Source organism: Photobacterium sp. J15, assembly GCF_963870815.1.
In the GTDB taxonomy this organism is placed as follows: domain Bacteria; phylum Pseudomonadota; class Gammaproteobacteria; order Enterobacterales; family Vibrionaceae; genus Photobacterium; species Photobacterium marinum.
In genome coordinates this window covers 70266-85536 of record NZ_CAWMUI010000002.1, presented here as the reverse complement: position 1 = coordinate 85536, position 15271 = coordinate 70266, and the positions used below count along the sequence as shown (strand labels likewise).

Here is a 15271-nt window from a genome sequence, read left to right as displayed (position 1 = left end):
TTCAGCTGCCGATAAATTAATATCCTTAATTGATTTTTACATCAATAAACAGAAGGTTATATGTTAAATCGAATAATGACCCTTAGTGCAGTGGCGCTGCTGACTTCAAATTGTGCACTGGCTCAGGTCGCTAACGGCGATTTTGAACTGTGGAATGGCAATCAACCTGACGGCTGGAGTGTCATTGACTCGGGCATCAGTGTTTCTCCCTCATCCACTCAGGCACAAAGCGGTTCCCTGGCGGCAGAAGTGACGGTTAACACCGGCTCACAAAGCAATACTGACTTCTTACAGACCATCCGTGTTGAGCAGGGCAAAACCTATCATTTCGCCGTCTCCCTTTTCCACACCGAAGGCCATGTAAAAGCCCGCTTGTATGTCGATGGTTACCAGCTTTATTCAGCACCGTCTAAAACCAACCAGTGGCAGGAAATCAGCCACACTTACACGGCAACCTCTACCAAAGATATCCGTGTCGGACTGCGTTTCTATGATGTATCCGGCTTTGACGGTTCGGAAGTCGTTTATGTCGATAACTTCCGCCCGGCAGAAAACAGCGGCAATACAACACCACCGCCGGTCAGCTGCAAAGACACCACGGCGACACTGACACTGGTAACAGATCAGTACGCATCAGAAACTACCTGGCTGCTGACAAACAAAGCCGGTGAAAACTTGTTTGAAGGGAAAAACCTCGATAACTCGACCACCTACACGAAAGAAATGTGTCTGACTGATGGTGATTACACCTTCAAAATCAACGACTCATACGGCGACGGGATCTGCTGCAGTTCAGGCAACGGGTCCTTCAAGCTTGAAGCTGAAGGCAAAACGCTGGCTTCGGGCGGCGAATTCCATGACAGCCAGTCATTCAACTTCACCATCGGTGATACAAGCACAACCACGCCAACTGAACCACCTGTCGTCGGTGACTACTATAAAGCGGCTGAAGGCAAAAATGGTTTCGCATTGAAAACTGCACTTTATAACATCATCAACAACCACAACAGCCGTGGTTACGGTGCAATCTGGGATCTGGCGAAAGTGGCCGACCTTGATCTTTACTACGAAAAAGACGGCTCAATCCTGGATATGTATTCCGAAAAACCATCCGGAACAGATATGCCACACTTCACCAAAGTGTCTGATCAGTGTGGCCAATACAAACGCGAAGGCGACTGCTACAACCGTGAACACTCCTTCCCGAAAAGCTGGTTCGGCGGCAAAGTTGAACCAATGAACTCAGACGGTCACCACCTGTTTGCCACCGACGGTTACGTTAATTCCAAACGCAGCAACTGGCCTTTCGGTGAAGTCGGTTCAGCCTCTTACACCTCAAGCAACGGTTCTAAACTGGGCGCGGCCCGTGCAGGACTGGGCTATTCAGGTACGGTTTTCGAACCGATTGATGAGTTTAAAGGTGACTTTGCCCGTGCTTACTTCTACATGGCGACACGTTATGAAAATGAAATTGCATCGTGGGAAGGTAACAGCGCCAATTCAGATGCCGTGCTGGATGGTACAAACTCCACTGTATTCGAACCATGGATGCTGAACATGCTCAAACGCTGGCACCAGAATGATCCGGTGAGCCAGAAAGAAATCGACCGCAACCAGGCTGTATTTGAATTCCAGGGCAACCGTAACCCGTTTATCGATCACCCTGAATTAGTGAATGCTATCTGGGGGAACTAACAGTTCTTCACTAAAAGTGGTAATAAAGCAATCATCACCGCCATCGGCGATGGTTAAGGGACAGCCGCAGGCTTACACCTGCGGCTTTTCTATATTTCCTTTATGACGAGATAACTCAAATCCGAGCTTCTTTACCAAAGCGCTGTTTGATGGTTTCCCATTTCATGTCAAACAGGAACAAAGAGCCGATCACCAGCACGATACCCAGTACTTTCTGCGCCGTCACCTGCTCATCCAGCATGAAAATCGATAGTACAAAGGCCGACAACGGGATCAGGTTTTGTACCATGTTGGCACGCTCTACCCCGGTCAGTTTCAGCGAATAGAAGTAAAGCACGTAGGCAATACCTGAACACACCAAGCCCAGCATCAGCGCACAGAACAAGTAATAACCGTTATCAAAAATGACTACCGCTTCAGTCATATCCAGTCCCTGAACGGCCAGCACCACCAGCAACGCAATAGTCGCGAAGAAGAACTGGTACAGCATTGTCGACAATCCGTCATAACGATCGGCAAAGCTCTTGTTGGCAAAACACATCACAATGAAGCCCAGCACACCAATCACCATATAGAAGTGACCGACATTAATTCCACTGAATTTGTTGCTAGGATCGAACGCGATACAAAATGCACCAATAAAAGACACAATAACCGCGAATGTCTGGATACCGGTTGGTAGCTTACGGTAAATAGGAATACCGACCAACAAAGTGAAGATCGGGATCATCCCGTTGATAACACCCACTTCTGCCGCAGAAATATATTCCAGTGCCAGCAATGAGGTGTAAAAAAATACTGCCTGACCGGCAACACCTGCAAGCGCCATCAGCGGCATATCTTTCACTGCCAGCCAGTATTTTTTCTTCTGTAACAGGAAAAACACCGACAAACCGACAGTCGCCATACCATAGCGGACAATCGCAAACACGACAGGATCCATTTTTCCTGCCAGTACCGCCGAGAACGGGAACGATGCCCCCCAAACAATAGCGCAAAAGATCGCCATTAACAGGCCAGAAGCCTCAGACCTTGTCATCTCACATACTCCCTTATCACTATTGTTTATTAACCGCAGACAACCGGAATCGGCTCAATCGACAGCAGGCGTTCCAGACGCTGATCTTTCTGATACAGACTGCAGTAGGCATAACCAATCTCTTCAATGTTGGTCTGTTCACCATTCGCTACCGCATTGACCTTATCGACAATACGGTTCGCCACGCTGTCGATACCTTCTTCAGCTCGCATAATGCCTGTCGCATCAATATCGATATCTTCATTGATAAGATGCTGGTTACCACTGACGCGGATCACCGGCACAATGGCGTTGTTAAAGCCCGCGCCACCTGTAGTCCACAACACCATGTGAGCGCCCAGCGCCGCAAAATGCATACCGGCACCGCCACACAAATGAGTGACTTCCGACAGGTACATACCCGGTTTAGTTGGTTTCAGGTGACCGCTGCTGTTAATTTGCAACACGTCCTGAATAGCGCAGGTGCCTGTTTTGTGCAGTGCGCCCAGCGATTTTTCTTCCAGTGTCGTCAAACCACCTACGCTGTTACCGATACTCATGGTTTCAACATCAGCACCTTCGATATGCCAGCGCTTTTCTTCCTCTTCAATCAGGCGAACAATTTTGTCGGCCACTTCTTCAGATACCGCACGCTCACGCAGGATATCTTCACAGCCAATCAGCTCGATCAGCTCACCGGCAACCGCCGTCATGCCGTCTTCGACCATCATATCAACCGCACGACCGACACTCGGGTTTGAAGCAATACCGGAGCTGGTATCTGAGCCACCACACTTCACACCGACAATCAGCTCAGACACTGGCGTATCAACACGCTCAACGCCGGCAGCATAAGCTTCCAGCTGTTTCGCCAGTTCCAGACCTTCCTGAATAGTCGCACGTGTCCCTTTTTGCTTCACGCAAGTCAGGGAGTAAGCAGGACGACCAGTGGCACGAATCGGTGCCGAAACGATTTCAGGATCGATGCTGCCGCAACCCATTGCCAGTACCAGTGCACCCGCCACGTTCGGGTTAATGCCAGACTGGGTCATGGTGTTAATCATTTCTTCATTACCACCGTACATACAGGTGTTGTAGTTGGTCACAACAACGGCATTGCTAATCTTATCGGCAATGGCACGTGCAATACCTTCAGCGCACTCATCCACAGCCATGATCAGAACATGGTTACGAATACCAACACTGCCATCCGGACGGGCAAAACCTTTAAACGTTTTCATGCTTATTCCTCAATGTTCATTTGGTTGATGATTTCCTGAATGATGTTTTCAGGGATATCCAGCCGTGCACTACGTACGTTCTGCACATGCACCAACTGACCATGAGGAATGGTTTTCACCGCTTTGCCCACAGGGTAACCCGCCTTAGTAATATCTGCGCCGATTGCGATTTCACCCAGCGCGATCTTGTTACCAAACGGAATGTTCTGAAGTGCCACTACCTTCGCGACAGACTGGTTTTCTGCCGAGATAATTTCTACCTCTTCACCTTTATTTAAATCTCCCAGCAGAGTCGCGACGTTGTCGGATGCTGAGAGACGGATTGCTTTTAACATTGCTTGCCTCAATTATTTTATTAATTATTGTCGATTGTCCGACAATCGACAGTTAAACAATCATTAAGCAGTGGAGAATTGATCAGAATCAAGATCGTCGATACTTGATCCTTGGATCAGTCCAAAACTGTGAGATCAAGCAAACTATTTGAGGAGCTATTGGCAGGGAATTCGTGTCATTTACCGGAGTTTTCACCTCCGACAACTGCTGCACAAATCCGGTTTCTGATATGATTAGGGGCATTCACGAGTTATTGGCGACAACAATGCCGCAGCCAGGCAAACAAACGGCTGTGGCTAGTAAAAGTCAAAAAGATCAATGAGTAATGATGAAAATCAATAAGCAGAGCCTGGAAGAACAGGCGACAGAGTACCTACGGCATAAAATCATCAGTGGTGAGATGGCTCAGGGAGAGAAAATTGTTGAAAGTACACTGGCAAAAGATCTTGAGCTGTCGCGCAGTACAATTCGAATGGCACTGAACTCGCTATCACATGAGGGCCTGGTAACACTTAAACCTTATGCGGGCTGGCAGGTGATCTCGCTTAACGAGGATGACCTGTGGGAACTGTATAACCTGCGGGTAGCCCTGGAAAGCCAGGCAGCAGCAATGGCAGCAGAAAAAGCGTCGGATCAAGACAAACAAAACCTACGCGCACTGTATGACGACTATTGCCAACTATGTGAGCAGACCCCGACAGATATCAAAGCGATTAGCGATGCCGATTTCCACCTGCACCGAAAGATTGTCGAAGCCAGCAAAAGTATGCGGATGGAAAAGATCTACGGTCAAATTGCCAATCAGCTGCAAAGCTACCTCAGCATGACGCATCAAAATTATGATTTATCGCAAAGCGGGCTGAGCCACGAAGCGATGATCAATGCCATTTGCAGCGGCGATCCTGAACTGGCAAGCCGGGAAGCAAAAGCCAATATCACCCCGTTTACCCAGCTTTGCTCCACGCTAAAGCAGGACGAGAACTAATTTGAACCAATTCTGAGTTAATGACTGGTTCGCTCAAAGTTAAAAGGACAAGCTTCGAAGTTTGTCCTTTTTGTATATGGCTATAATTTTCTCGATATCGACAGTTATTTATTTCGCCATCTCAACCGATGCATTTTCCTCAAGCCGTTGCTTTTCACGCATCAGTTCATCAAATTCGATACGGGCCTGCTGCGCAGCTTCAGACGCCTGTAGTTTATGCTCCCGGGCGGCAACAGCCTCATCAGTTAATTGTTTTATTTCATTGATCTGCTCCTGAGGGGCATCACCGAGCTCCATCCCGGTTTCACCACGTGCTAATGCCTCGGCCCGGATCGCTTTCTTAAGCTGCCATATGGCATTGAGCTTTTCTCGCTCTTCGTCGGCGGCTGCAATCGCTTCATCTTTTAAACGCTCAAATCTTGCCATTGCCACTCCTTCACGGGACCAGGGATCAACATCCGGAAATTCCTCGATATTAATAACCGGATCTTCATATCCCTCCTGATGGGATAAATCGAGAGTCGCGGCTTTCACACCTGATATCATAAGCATTACAGCAATAACCAAGAGCGGCAGACCGCCGACAATGGCTGCTGTTTGCAATGTTGCCAGCCCTCCCATGAACATTAATACCGATGGCATAAACGAGAGGGTAATTGCCCAGAACAGACGATTCCAGCGCAACGGATCTTCCGTCACATTATTCTGCACAACTGAAGCCAAAATGAATGAGATCGAATCAAACGTAGTCGCTGTAAATATGATGCACAAAATGGTGAAGACGGCGATAACCATAGTGCTCATTGGCAACTGCTCAAGAATCGAAAAGATCGCAACTGTTGCCCCTTGCTTATTCAGAATCGAAATCACATCAAGCTGACCAGACAACTGAAGTGACAAACCAAAGTTCCCCAGAATCATAAAGTAGAGCGCACATCCCAATGACCCAAAGAAAATGGAACCAGACACCATCTGCCGGATAGTACGACCACGCGAGATACGAGCAACGAACAACCCCATGCTTGGAGCAAACACCAGCCACCATGCCCAATAGAAGATCGTCCAGTCTTGAGGGAAGTGTGTATCCTCAAAAGTGCCATAGCCGCCGAACGGCTCTGCCCATGTCGCCATCACAAAGAAATTCGACAACATTCGTCCAATGGAATCCAAACCGGTTTCCAGCATAAACAGTGTAGGGCCTGCCAATAAAATAAAGGCAAGCAGAGCCAGAGCCCCCCAGAAATTAATGTTGCTCAGTACCTTGATGCCCTCATCCATGCCTTTGTAGGAAGAATAGGCAAACAAAATGGTACAAAGCAGTAACACGCCAATTTGGGTAACTGTCGTTGACGGAATGCCAAACAAGTAGCTGATGCCTTCGTTGATAAGCGGAGCAGCCAGACCCAATGTTGTTGCAGCCCCACCAAGCAGGCCGAAAATAAACAGAACATCAATAAATTTGCCCAGCCTGCCATGGCTGCGGGCCTCGCCAATCACAGGCATCAGTGCCGAAGACACTTTCAATACCGGCTGCTTACGAACATAAAAGAAATAAGCGATAGGCAGCGCCGGGATCAGGTAAATTGACCAAGCCACCGGGCCCCAGTGAAAAATACCGTAAGTGGCAGCCCAACGGATAGCTTCTTCACTTCCCGCCTCTAACTGGAATGGCGGATTTTGATAATAGTACGCCCACTCAATAGTACCCCAGTACAGAATACTGGCTCCGATACCGCCACAAAACAGCATGGCAGCCCATGAAGCGGTCGCAAACTCAGGTTTCTCATCAGTATCTCCTAGCTTGATCTGGCCGATGTCACTGAAAATGATATAAACCATGAAAAAGAACGCGGCAATACCGAGCACCAAATACAGAAAACCGAGTTTGTCGGTCATAAAGGTTTTCGCAATGTCTATCCATCTGGCCCCTTCTTCAGGCCAAATGATCAGAGGAAAAATAACGGAAAATAACAAACCGAGAGCCCCGAAAAAGGTGGGTTTATCGATAAGTTCGAAGTGTTTTTTCATCCCTTTGTTCTCTGAAATATATGTATTGTTCAGAGATTCTTATGCGAATAACCCATCACTTCAATTCACGCTTTCGATGGTATTGAGGAGTAAATTTTATAGATAAAAAGGGCCTGCGCAGAAGCAGGCCAAAAGGTAGGTAGAATAATAAATAAGTTTAAGTTTTGTATCAGCAGAATTAAGCTGACAGCTACATTTTCTCAGTAAATGTACGGGTAATCACATCTTGTTGCTGCTCTTTGGTAAGAGAGTTAAAGCGAACTGCATAACCTGATACTCGGATCGTTAACTGCGGGTATTTTTCAGGATGCTCAACCGCATCAAGCAGCATTTCTCTGTTCATAACATTAACGTTCAGGTGCTGACCACCTTCCACATTAATACCGTTTTCACCTGCTTCATGATGGAAATAACCATCCATCAACGCAGCAAGGTTTTGCTTCTGAGTATCTTTATCCTTACCCAACGCATTTGGCACGATTGAGAAAGTATAAGAAATACCATCTTTCGCATAAGCAAACGGCAGTTTCGAAACCGATGTCAGTGACGCAACTGCACCGTTCTGATCACGGCCGTGCATTGGATTTGCACCAGGCCCGAACGGCATACCTGCCCGACGACCATCTGGCGTGTTACCTGTTTTTTTGCCGTACACAACATTCGAGGTGATGGTCAAAACAGACTGAGTGGGTGTCGCGTCACGGTAGGTATGCATCTTCTGGATCTTTTTCATAAAACGCTCCACAAGATCACATGCAATATCGTCGACGCGGGCATCATTATTACCGAATTTCGGATAATCGCCCTCAATTTCAAAATCAATCGCCAGACCATCTTCATCACGAATAGGCTTCACTTGCGCAAACTTAATCGCCGCCAGTGAATCAGCAACAACAGACAGTCCCGCAATACCGCAAGCCATAGTGCGGTAAACGTCACGATCCATCAGTGCCATCAGAGATGCTTCATAGCTATAGCGATCATGAGAGTAATGGATAATGTTCAACGCAGTCACATACTGAGTCGCAAGCCAGTCCAGAACTTCATCAAAACGCGGCATCAGGCGGTCAAAATCCAAAACTTCATCGGCAACCGGTGCTTGCTTCGGCCCGACCTGAATTTTCAGTTTTTCATCAACACCACCATTGATTGTGTAAAGCAGTGCCTTAGCCAAGTTGGCACGCGCACCAAAGAACTGCATGTGCTTACCAACTACCTGAGGACTGACACAACACGCAATCGCATAGTCATCGTTGTTGAAATCAGGGCGCATCAAGTCATCATTTTCATACTGAACCGATGATGTATCGATAGACACTTTAGCCGCATATTTCTTAAATGCTTCTGGCAATTGTTCCGACCAGAGAATTGTCATATTTGGCTCTGGTGCCGGACCCATGTTATCCAGTGTGTGCAGGTAACGGAATGTTGTTTTAGTAACCAGAGTACGACCATCAACTCCCATACCAGCCATAGCTTCAGTCGCCCAGATAGGATCGCCGGAGAATAGTGAATCGTACTCAGGAGTACGCAGGAACCGAACCATGCGCAGCTTCATAATGAAATGGTCGATCAGCTCTTGAGCTTGCGCTTCGGTTATCACGCCATTAGCCAAATCTCGCTCAATATATACATCAAGGAAAGTTGAGGTACGGCCAAGCGACATTGCCGCACCATTCTGTGATTTCACAGCAGCAAGGTAACCGAAATAGGTAAACTGAATGGCTTCTTTAGCTGTACGTGCCGGGCCAGACATATCAATGCCATACTTCAGACCCATAGTACGGATATCTTCCAGTGCCTGGATCTGATCCGTCAGCTCTTCTCGCAAGCGAAGTGTTTTTTCCAGATCATGGCCTTGTTCCAAGAAAGCCTGTGTTGATTTGAGCTGCTCTTGTTTATCCGCTTTAAGAAAATCGATACCGTAAAGAGCCAGACGGCGGTAGTCGCCGATAATTCGCCCACGGCCATAAGCATCCGGCAAACCGGTGATGATGCCGGATCTGCGGCAAGCCAAAATATCTTTGGTGTAGAGATCAAAACATACTTGATTATGGGTCTTACGATATTCAGTGAAGGTTTTTTCTACCTCTGGTTCTAATTCACGCCCGTACACTTCACATGATTTTTTCACCATCCGAATACCACCATTGGCAATAATAGCGCGCTTTAGTGGTTTATCCGTTTGCAGGCCAACTATCGTTTCCAGCTCTTTATTGATATAGCCAGCATCGTGAGAAATAATGGTTGAAGGCATGGCTGTATCAAAATCAACAGGTGCGTGGGTGCGGCTTTCTTCTTTGACCCCTTCTAAGACATTATTCCAAAGTGTTGTCGTCGCTTCAGTGGCTTCAGCAAGAAATGATTCGTCACCTTCATAAGGCGTGTAGTTGGCTTGAATGAAGTCCCGAGTATTAACTTCTGTTTGCCAATCTCCTGCTGTAAAGCCTTCCCAGGCCTGAAGCATTTGAGTTGTTGGAATTGTCATTTAACACCTCATTAATAAGAGTTATATCTATAATCATCTACTGAAAATAAAAAATTAAGATAGCGTCATCCCTTATATTTAATAATGTATTCCTTGATAAGTTAAATACTTACATTTGCCTGTAATTAAACTAATACAATAAACAACAAATATGAGCATATAATTTATCACCATCAAAAAACAAACATTATAAAAAGACCAGGCAAGTGGTTAATTAAAGAGATCGCGTTTAATTTCGCTATCATTTTTGGTTGGCAAAATAATATGGAAAATATATTAATGAGTAAAATGAATGGTTTTCATTTTTTGTATGCATAAAATGCATAAACTATCAAATATTATTTATTATCATTGAGTTAAACTTATGGCCCATTAGAGAACAATCAACATCCTTATTGACTCATCCAAACAACACCACCAGCATCAAAATGGCTACTGCAAGCACAACAATGCCTTTTACCAGCACGCTCATGTTTTTGCTACCGCCGACTGGCGCCTGATTACAACACCCCATTTTCACTTCCTGTTATCACTCTCTTTTATCGAGCCTAAAGCTTCCGGTCAGGGGAAGGTCAACACACATCTTCTCGCTTTCAAGATTCGGTTCAAGGTTAAAACCTTTGTCTCGAAATAGCAGCATTACCCTATTGGCGTCGTCATAACAGGTGTACTAAGTTGATTATTAGTAATAAATAAAGTCCTTATCCATATGAATTTTAAGGATATAGATTCACAAACATGAATGTCGAATAACATATCAGCTCTTCTACCATTCAATAGTATCAATAATTAATAAGGCACTGAGCAATGATGAAGGTCGTGGAAACGCTGGCGATTACACTGGCAATACTAATCAGTCAACAAAGCTTCGCCGTTGAAAAAGAAACAAAGCAAATATTATTCAAAGACGTCAACGTATTTGACGGTACAAATGAGAAGCTTCTTCAAGGTATAAATGTCCTTATAGAAGACAACATGATCACAGCCGTTAGCCAAGAAACAGATGTCAGCAAAGATGCATTAATAATAAGCGGCAACGGTATGACTTTAATACCCGGGTTAATTGATATGCACGCGCATTTCTGCATTCAGGAAGGCATGCTGGTTGGTCGTGACGATTACGATCAAATGGCAATGGGTGCCCGGGCACACAAATCCATGATGCAATACCTTGACCAGGGATTTACTACAGCCAGAGACGCAGGTTGTAACATTTTGGGTATCGCGAAGGCCATCAACAATGGTTTGTTAGAAGGCCCTAGGTTGTTCCCCTCTGGCGGCTTTCTCAGTCAAACCGGCGGACATGCCGATACAGGCAGTTTTAATGATATACCGGGAAGAGTTGATGATCTTGAACGTCACGGTTTTGGCTATATTGTCGATGGTGTAACCGAATCACGCAGAGCCGCACGTCAGAACCTGCGTGCCGGAGCAACTCAAATAAAGATCATGGCTGGTGGTGGTGTTGCCAGTGAATTTGACCCAATCCACATGACACAACTTTCACTGGATGAAATGAAAACAATAGTAGAAGTGGCTGAAGACTACGGTACATACGTCATGGCTCACGCCTACCATGATCGCTCAGTGAATCGTGCAATTGATGCCGGAGTTAAAGTCATCGAGCATAACTTCCTGGTCTCCGAAGACACAATTAAACGGATGAAAGAAGAAGGCGTCGCCCTTTCAGCTCAGGCCGTTATGTCACTGGAAGCTTTTGCCGAACCGGAAAAAATCACCTTCTTTAGTCCGATGCAGAAAGCCAAAGCCGCATTAGTTAATAAAGGGGCGAAGCAAATGTTTGGATGGGCAAGAGAACAGCAGTTATTAATTGTGACCGGTGGTGACATGTTTGGCCCGTCTTATAACACCCGGCAAGCGGATAACATGGTCTGGATGTCAAAAGTCGGTTTTACCCCTTATGAAATCATGAAGATGGGAACTTCCAACGCCGCAGAAGTACTTAGCTGGTCAGGTGAAATGAACCCTTACAAATACGGAAAACTGGGGGTAATTGAACCCGGTGCGTATGCAGATGTTGTGCTTATTGACGGAAACCCGCTACAAGACATCACCATCCTTAACGATTACAAAGATAAATTTAAAGTGATCATCAAAGACGGAAGTATTCATAAGAATTCCCTTTAGCCAATAGCATCGCGGGCCCACTAATTTAGTGGTTCCGCGACGTTAAGATAAGGAAGAACTATGGGTTTCTTCAAACATCAGATAATTGCTTCCTACTGTTGTATTTCTCTTTGCTTCTTTTCTGCTTCTTATGCAAATGAAGCAAACTTTGGCGGCCCCGGTGCTGTAGAAAACCGCATCAGTTCTGACAATGCTGACAGAACTGAGCCCCTAAAACAAAGCCTGGCAGCTAAGGGGGTTGACATTGCTTTTGATTACTCTGCGATAGGTGTGACCGCAAACAACGCGCTTCAAGGCTCAGACAAACAAGCGGCAAGCGGTATGTTACGTTTCTACGGTTCCTGGTTGGCTTACAACCGAAACGAAAACAATATAGGGGCTTTAGTCTGGAAGGTTGAACACAGACACAGCTATACAGACTCTTCAGTTAAAAACTTTGAGTTCGGAACCGGAGGCCTGGGCCTGATAGCACCACCGTTCAGTGACGAAAAAGGCAGACTCACGAATCTTTACTGGCGACAAAAGCTAAGCGAAGGGAAAGGAACTTTAATTGCCGGATTTATGGATGTTACCGATTATGTTGACGTCTATGCCGCAGCAAGCCCATGGACAGGTTTTATGAACCTTGCGTTCAGTACCGGTACTAACACCATAGCGCTTCCGAATGACGCAACCTTTGGCCTAGCTTTAGGACATATGCTGACTGAAAACTTCTTCATGATCGCAGGCATCAGCGACATAGAAGCAGACCCGACCGAACCATTTAAAAGTGCAGACAACTTTTTCAGCAAATCTCACTATTTTAAGAGTATCGAATTTGGCTGGACATCCTCTCAGGAACAAATCTACTCAGACAATATACACCTGACTTTATGGGATTCAGATCAGAGTGACTTCCTCAACCAGGCTGAAGACAAGGGCTTCAATATTTCTGTTTCAAAGATGATGGGCAGTTGGATGCCTTTTTTACGTTACGGCTATGCACAGGAAGGTAGTTTATTAGGTATTACGGAATCACTCAGCACAGGTTTTTCTTATTACGGCTTAGGGGCAGCCGATAATAACTTCGGCTTTGCTGTCAACTGGGCTGATACGGGTAGCGATCAATATACATTTGAAATGTTTTACCTGATGAAGTTAACGCCTTACTTTGAACTGACACCTGACATCCAGTTAATTCAGGAGCCCGCATTAAACCCGAACAAGAACCAAATCTGGATTGCTGGATTACGGGCGAGGCTACTTTGGTAACCGGCAAAGAGCCGAACCACAAAAAAGCTGAACTCAATAAAGTTCAGCTTTTTGTTATCCCACTTAGTCTCAATCATCAAACCAGATCTTCTTCAACGTCAGAACCCCCATGTTGTCGACTTCAACCCCCTGAAGAGTGTCAGAGAAATCATAACTAGAAAACTCTCGCCACAGAGGGACAAAAGCACACTGCTGAACCATCCAGTCCTCACAACGGTAAAGCTTGTGGAGAAAATCATCGCTGCTTTCGCTGGATAAGATTGTGAAATCAATGAACTCCAACAGATTTTGCCGCTGACTTTCGGTCAGACATAGTTTAAAAGTGGCGCTGGATATCAGCCAGCTGTAATAACAGAAGGCCAAATCATCATTGAAGACATAACCGCGAATAATCACATCAATATTTTCAAACGGCGGGGAAAAGCGTTCCTTACGATGTGCTTTCTCCAACAACTCAAATTCCACACCTAATGACGACAGGTAGGAAAAAAGCATTTCGCTGGCCTTCAGATTACAAGCTTCAACCCATACCCTGATCTTACGCTTCGGCGGGCACATTTCAGTTTGAAACAAATGGAATCCATTGGCTTGATGGCACTCAAGCAGCGTATCGGCAATAGGCAGAGAATCCGAATTTAACTCTCGCACAAACTGCCTGGCATGATGAGCTATCCAAGTCCTCTCCGGCAGACTCAATCCATTAGGACTATCAATAAATTCCAGAACTTCACAACCGGCTTTAAGCTGTTTACCGGAGTCGTTTCCCACATCAACCTTATGCTGGATAATGTGGCTTTGGATTAAGCCCTCCTCCACCGAATCACTGGTCCAGAACTCGGCCTTTTCTATCAAACCCGGCATTCCGAAGTACTGATGGTTTTTGGTCAACGTCCAGTGCCAGTTATCAACCGAGCCAAACTTATACGGGCCTGTGCCAGAAGGCAGCTCAGCTTTGTCAAAAGGATGAAAAATTGCACTGTGATTTTCAGCCAGCACATGCAGGATGATCGGATGCGGGTGAGAAAGGCTCAGTACCACCCAACTGCCCTGAGTCCTGATATCAGTGATATGACGGTAGAGTAACCGGTACGGATTATCCGTTGTCTGCCGCAACCTAATAGTCTCTGCAACATGCTGCGGTGTCAGTAAGTCTCCGTTATGGAAATACACATCAGGTCGGAGCCTCAGCCACAGCTCGTGATCACGAAACTCATAATGATGAACCAAGCTTGGTTGCAGCTTTTTACTCACCTTGTCATAAACAAACAAGGTGTCATAGACAGCATTGATATAAAGCCGTGAAGATGAACTGTATGTCCAGAGTGGATGGCATTTCGGAAATTCATAAGGAACAAGCGTCACCAGCACATTCTGTTGTTTCAGTGAGTCCTGTGCTTCATTCAGCCACTCTGGCAAACGGGAGTGAAACTGCTCGGTGAAATCAAAGTGCTCAGCATAGCGTAACGCTTCGCTAAGCTCGCCTTTGCGACAATAAGACTCAAGGCATTGCAGCAACGCCTGCTCAAAACTGAGCTTCAGTGTTAACTCGGATTTATTGCCCCGCCCGCGCCCGGCTTTCCACTCCAACCATCCAATCGCCATCAGGGTTTTCACCAGCTTAGCTATATTGCGATCCGAACAATTAAGCTGAAAGGCAAGGCTCGCCACACCCGTTTTGCTTGCCTGACCAAGGGGATAGTGGTCACACAGCTGCTTCAACCTTTGCAGATGGACAAGGCTGATAAAAGGTGAACTCTTTTTTTCTAACATGTCATTCTTACTTCCTGTTTATGACTCAATAATAACGATGTCGAGTGAGAAATAAACAGGAGATGACGATGAATCCAGCAGACTACGTATTTTATACCTTAAATGCAAAACAGCTCCTTATTGAGCCTGAGTATCTGGTCCCGGTAAAACCTAAAGAAAATAAAGTAACAACAGGAAGAACATTCGCCATATTTGCACTGGGCGTCATTGTAGGGTTACTAATAAATTAAACACATCTGATTCTGCTAATCCATTATTAACGATAGCCTCTATTTCCGTCTCAGAAGCGTTGAACCGAAAGACAATTGCAT

The 15271-nt window shown here is 45.9% G+C and carries 11 protein-coding genes; 5 read left to right on the top strand and 6 right to left on the bottom strand.

The features are described 5' to 3' along the window. Positions 1-60: 60 nt before the first annotated feature. Complete coding sequence (locus AACQ93_RS17230; protein WP_064606954.1) at positions 61-1695, top strand: endonuclease; 1635 nt, start codon at positions 61-63, stop codon at positions 1693-1695. A gap of 115 nt (positions 1696-1810) precedes the next feature. On the opposite strand, the gene AACQ93_RS17225 is transcribed toward AACQ93_RS17230, so the two are convergent. Genes AACQ93_RS17225 through AACQ93_RS17215 form a run of 3 tightly spaced genes read right to left on the bottom strand, consistent with a single transcriptional unit; the run spans position 1811 to position 4289 of the window. Continuing rightward, positions 1811-2734, bottom strand: coding sequence for a DMT family transporter (locus AACQ93_RS17225; protein ID WP_007463142.1), 924 nt, complete (start codon positions 2732-2734; stop codon positions 1811-1813). Positions 2735-2763: 29 nt separating this feature from the next. Beyond that, positions 2764-3954: a UxaA family hydrolase gene (locus tag AACQ93_RS17220; RefSeq protein ID WP_064606943.1), complete on the bottom strand. Its 1191-nt coding sequence runs from the start codon at positions 3952-3954 to the stop codon at positions 2764-2766. 2 nt (positions 3955-3956) lie between these two features. Next, on the bottom strand, positions 3957-4289 hold the full coding sequence (locus tag AACQ93_RS17215) for a UxaA family hydrolase (protein WP_007463146.1): 333 nt from the start codon (positions 4287-4289) through the stop codon (positions 3957-3959). A gap of 326 nt (positions 4290-4615) precedes the next feature. Here AACQ93_RS17215 and AACQ93_RS17210 point away from each other — a divergent pair, with 326 nt between their 5' ends. Beyond that, a complete protein-coding gene (locus AACQ93_RS17210; protein ID WP_232323350.1) occupies positions 4616-5275 on the top strand; it encodes a GntR family transcriptional regulator in 660 nt (219 codons plus the stop codon). A 108-nt stretch (positions 5276-5383) separates the two neighbouring features. Here AACQ93_RS17210 and AACQ93_RS17205 read toward each other — a convergent pair whose 3' ends face one another. Together AACQ93_RS17205 and pflB are read right to left on the bottom strand one after the other, a co-directional pair. Further along, positions 5384-7303 (bottom strand): BCCT family transporter, encoded by a 1920-nt coding sequence (locus tag AACQ93_RS17205; RefSeq protein WP_064606937.1) that lies wholly within the window; start codon positions 7301-7303, stop codon positions 5384-5386. A gap of 190 nt (positions 7304-7493) precedes the next feature. Next, the gene (gene pflB / locus AACQ93_RS17200; protein WP_064606934.1) at positions 7494-9791 is read right to left on the bottom strand and encodes a formate C-acetyltransferase; all 2298 of its coding nucleotides are present in this window, start codon (positions 9789-9791) and stop codon (positions 7494-7496) included. A gap of 807 nt (positions 9792-10598) precedes the next feature. On the opposite strand from pflB, the gene AACQ93_RS17195 reads away from it, so the two are divergent. Together AACQ93_RS17195 and AACQ93_RS17190 are read left to right on the top strand one after the other, a co-directional pair. Next, positions 10599-11939, top strand: a complete 1341-nt coding sequence (locus AACQ93_RS17195; protein WP_157097598.1) for a metal-dependent hydrolase family protein — start codon at positions 10599-10601, stop codon at positions 11937-11939. Between the two features lie 60 nt (positions 11940-11999). Beyond that, positions 12000-13190 carry a carbohydrate porin gene (locus tag AACQ93_RS17190; RefSeq protein WP_064606931.1) on the top strand — a complete coding sequence of 397 codons (1191 nt, stop codon included), beginning with the start codon at positions 12000-12002 and terminating at the stop codon, positions 13188-13190. 69 nt (positions 13191-13259) lie between these two features. On the opposite strand, the gene AACQ93_RS17185 is transcribed toward AACQ93_RS17190, so the two are convergent. After that, positions 13260-14960 carry an SgrR family transcriptional regulator gene (locus AACQ93_RS17185; protein WP_064606928.1) on the bottom strand — a complete coding sequence of 567 codons (1701 nt, stop codon included), beginning with the start codon at positions 14958-14960 and terminating at the stop codon, positions 13260-13262. Between the two features lie 68 nt (positions 14961-15028). Here AACQ93_RS17185 and AACQ93_RS17180 point away from each other — a divergent pair, with 68 nt between their 5' ends. After that, positions 15029-15190, top strand: coding sequence for a hypothetical protein (locus tag AACQ93_RS17180; protein ID WP_007463159.1), 162 nt, complete (start codon positions 15029-15031; stop codon positions 15188-15190). The last annotated feature ends 81 nt before the right edge of the window (positions 15191-15271 follow it).

Excerpts from the sequence above, each read along its gene's own strand:
- AACQ93_RS17230 (WP_064606954.1), top strand. The coding sequence starts at position 61 with ATGTTAAATCGAATAATGACCCTTAGTGCAGTGGCGCTGCTGACTTCA.
- AACQ93_RS17225 (WP_007463142.1), bottom strand. The coding sequence starts at position 2,734 with ATGACAAGGTCTGAGGCTTCTGGCCTGTTAATGGCGATCTTTTGCGCT.
- AACQ93_RS17220 (WP_064606943.1), bottom strand. The coding sequence starts at position 3,954 with ATGAAAACGTTTAAAGGTTTTGCCCGTCCGGATGGCAGTGTTGGTATT.
- AACQ93_RS17215 (WP_007463146.1), bottom strand. The coding sequence starts at position 4,289 with ATGTTAAAAGCAATCCGTCTCTCAGCATCCGACAACGTCGCGACTCTG.
- AACQ93_RS17210 (WP_232323350.1), top strand. The coding sequence starts at position 4,616 with ATGATGAAAATCAATAAGCAGAGCCTGGAAGAACAGGCGACAGAGTAC.
- AACQ93_RS17205 (WP_064606937.1), bottom strand. The coding sequence starts at position 7,303 with ATGAAAAAACACTTCGAACTTATCGATAAACCCACCTTTTTCGGGGCT.
- pflB (WP_064606934.1), bottom strand. The coding sequence starts at position 9,791 with ATGACAATTCCAACAACTCAAATGCTTCAGGCCTGGGAAGGCTTTACA.
- AACQ93_RS17195 (WP_157097598.1), top strand. The coding sequence starts at position 10,599 with ATGATGAAGGTCGTGGAAACGCTGGCGATTACACTGGCAATACTAATC.
- AACQ93_RS17190 (WP_064606931.1), top strand. The coding sequence starts at position 12,000 with ATGGGTTTCTTCAAACATCAGATAATTGCTTCCTACTGTTGTATTTCT.
- AACQ93_RS17185 (WP_064606928.1), bottom strand. The coding sequence starts at position 14,960 with ATGTTAGAAAAAAAGAGTTCACCTTTTATCAGCCTTGTCCATCTGCAA.
- AACQ93_RS17180 (WP_007463159.1), top strand. The coding sequence starts at position 15,029 with ATGAATCCAGCAGACTACGTATTTTATACCTTAAATGCAAAACAGCTC.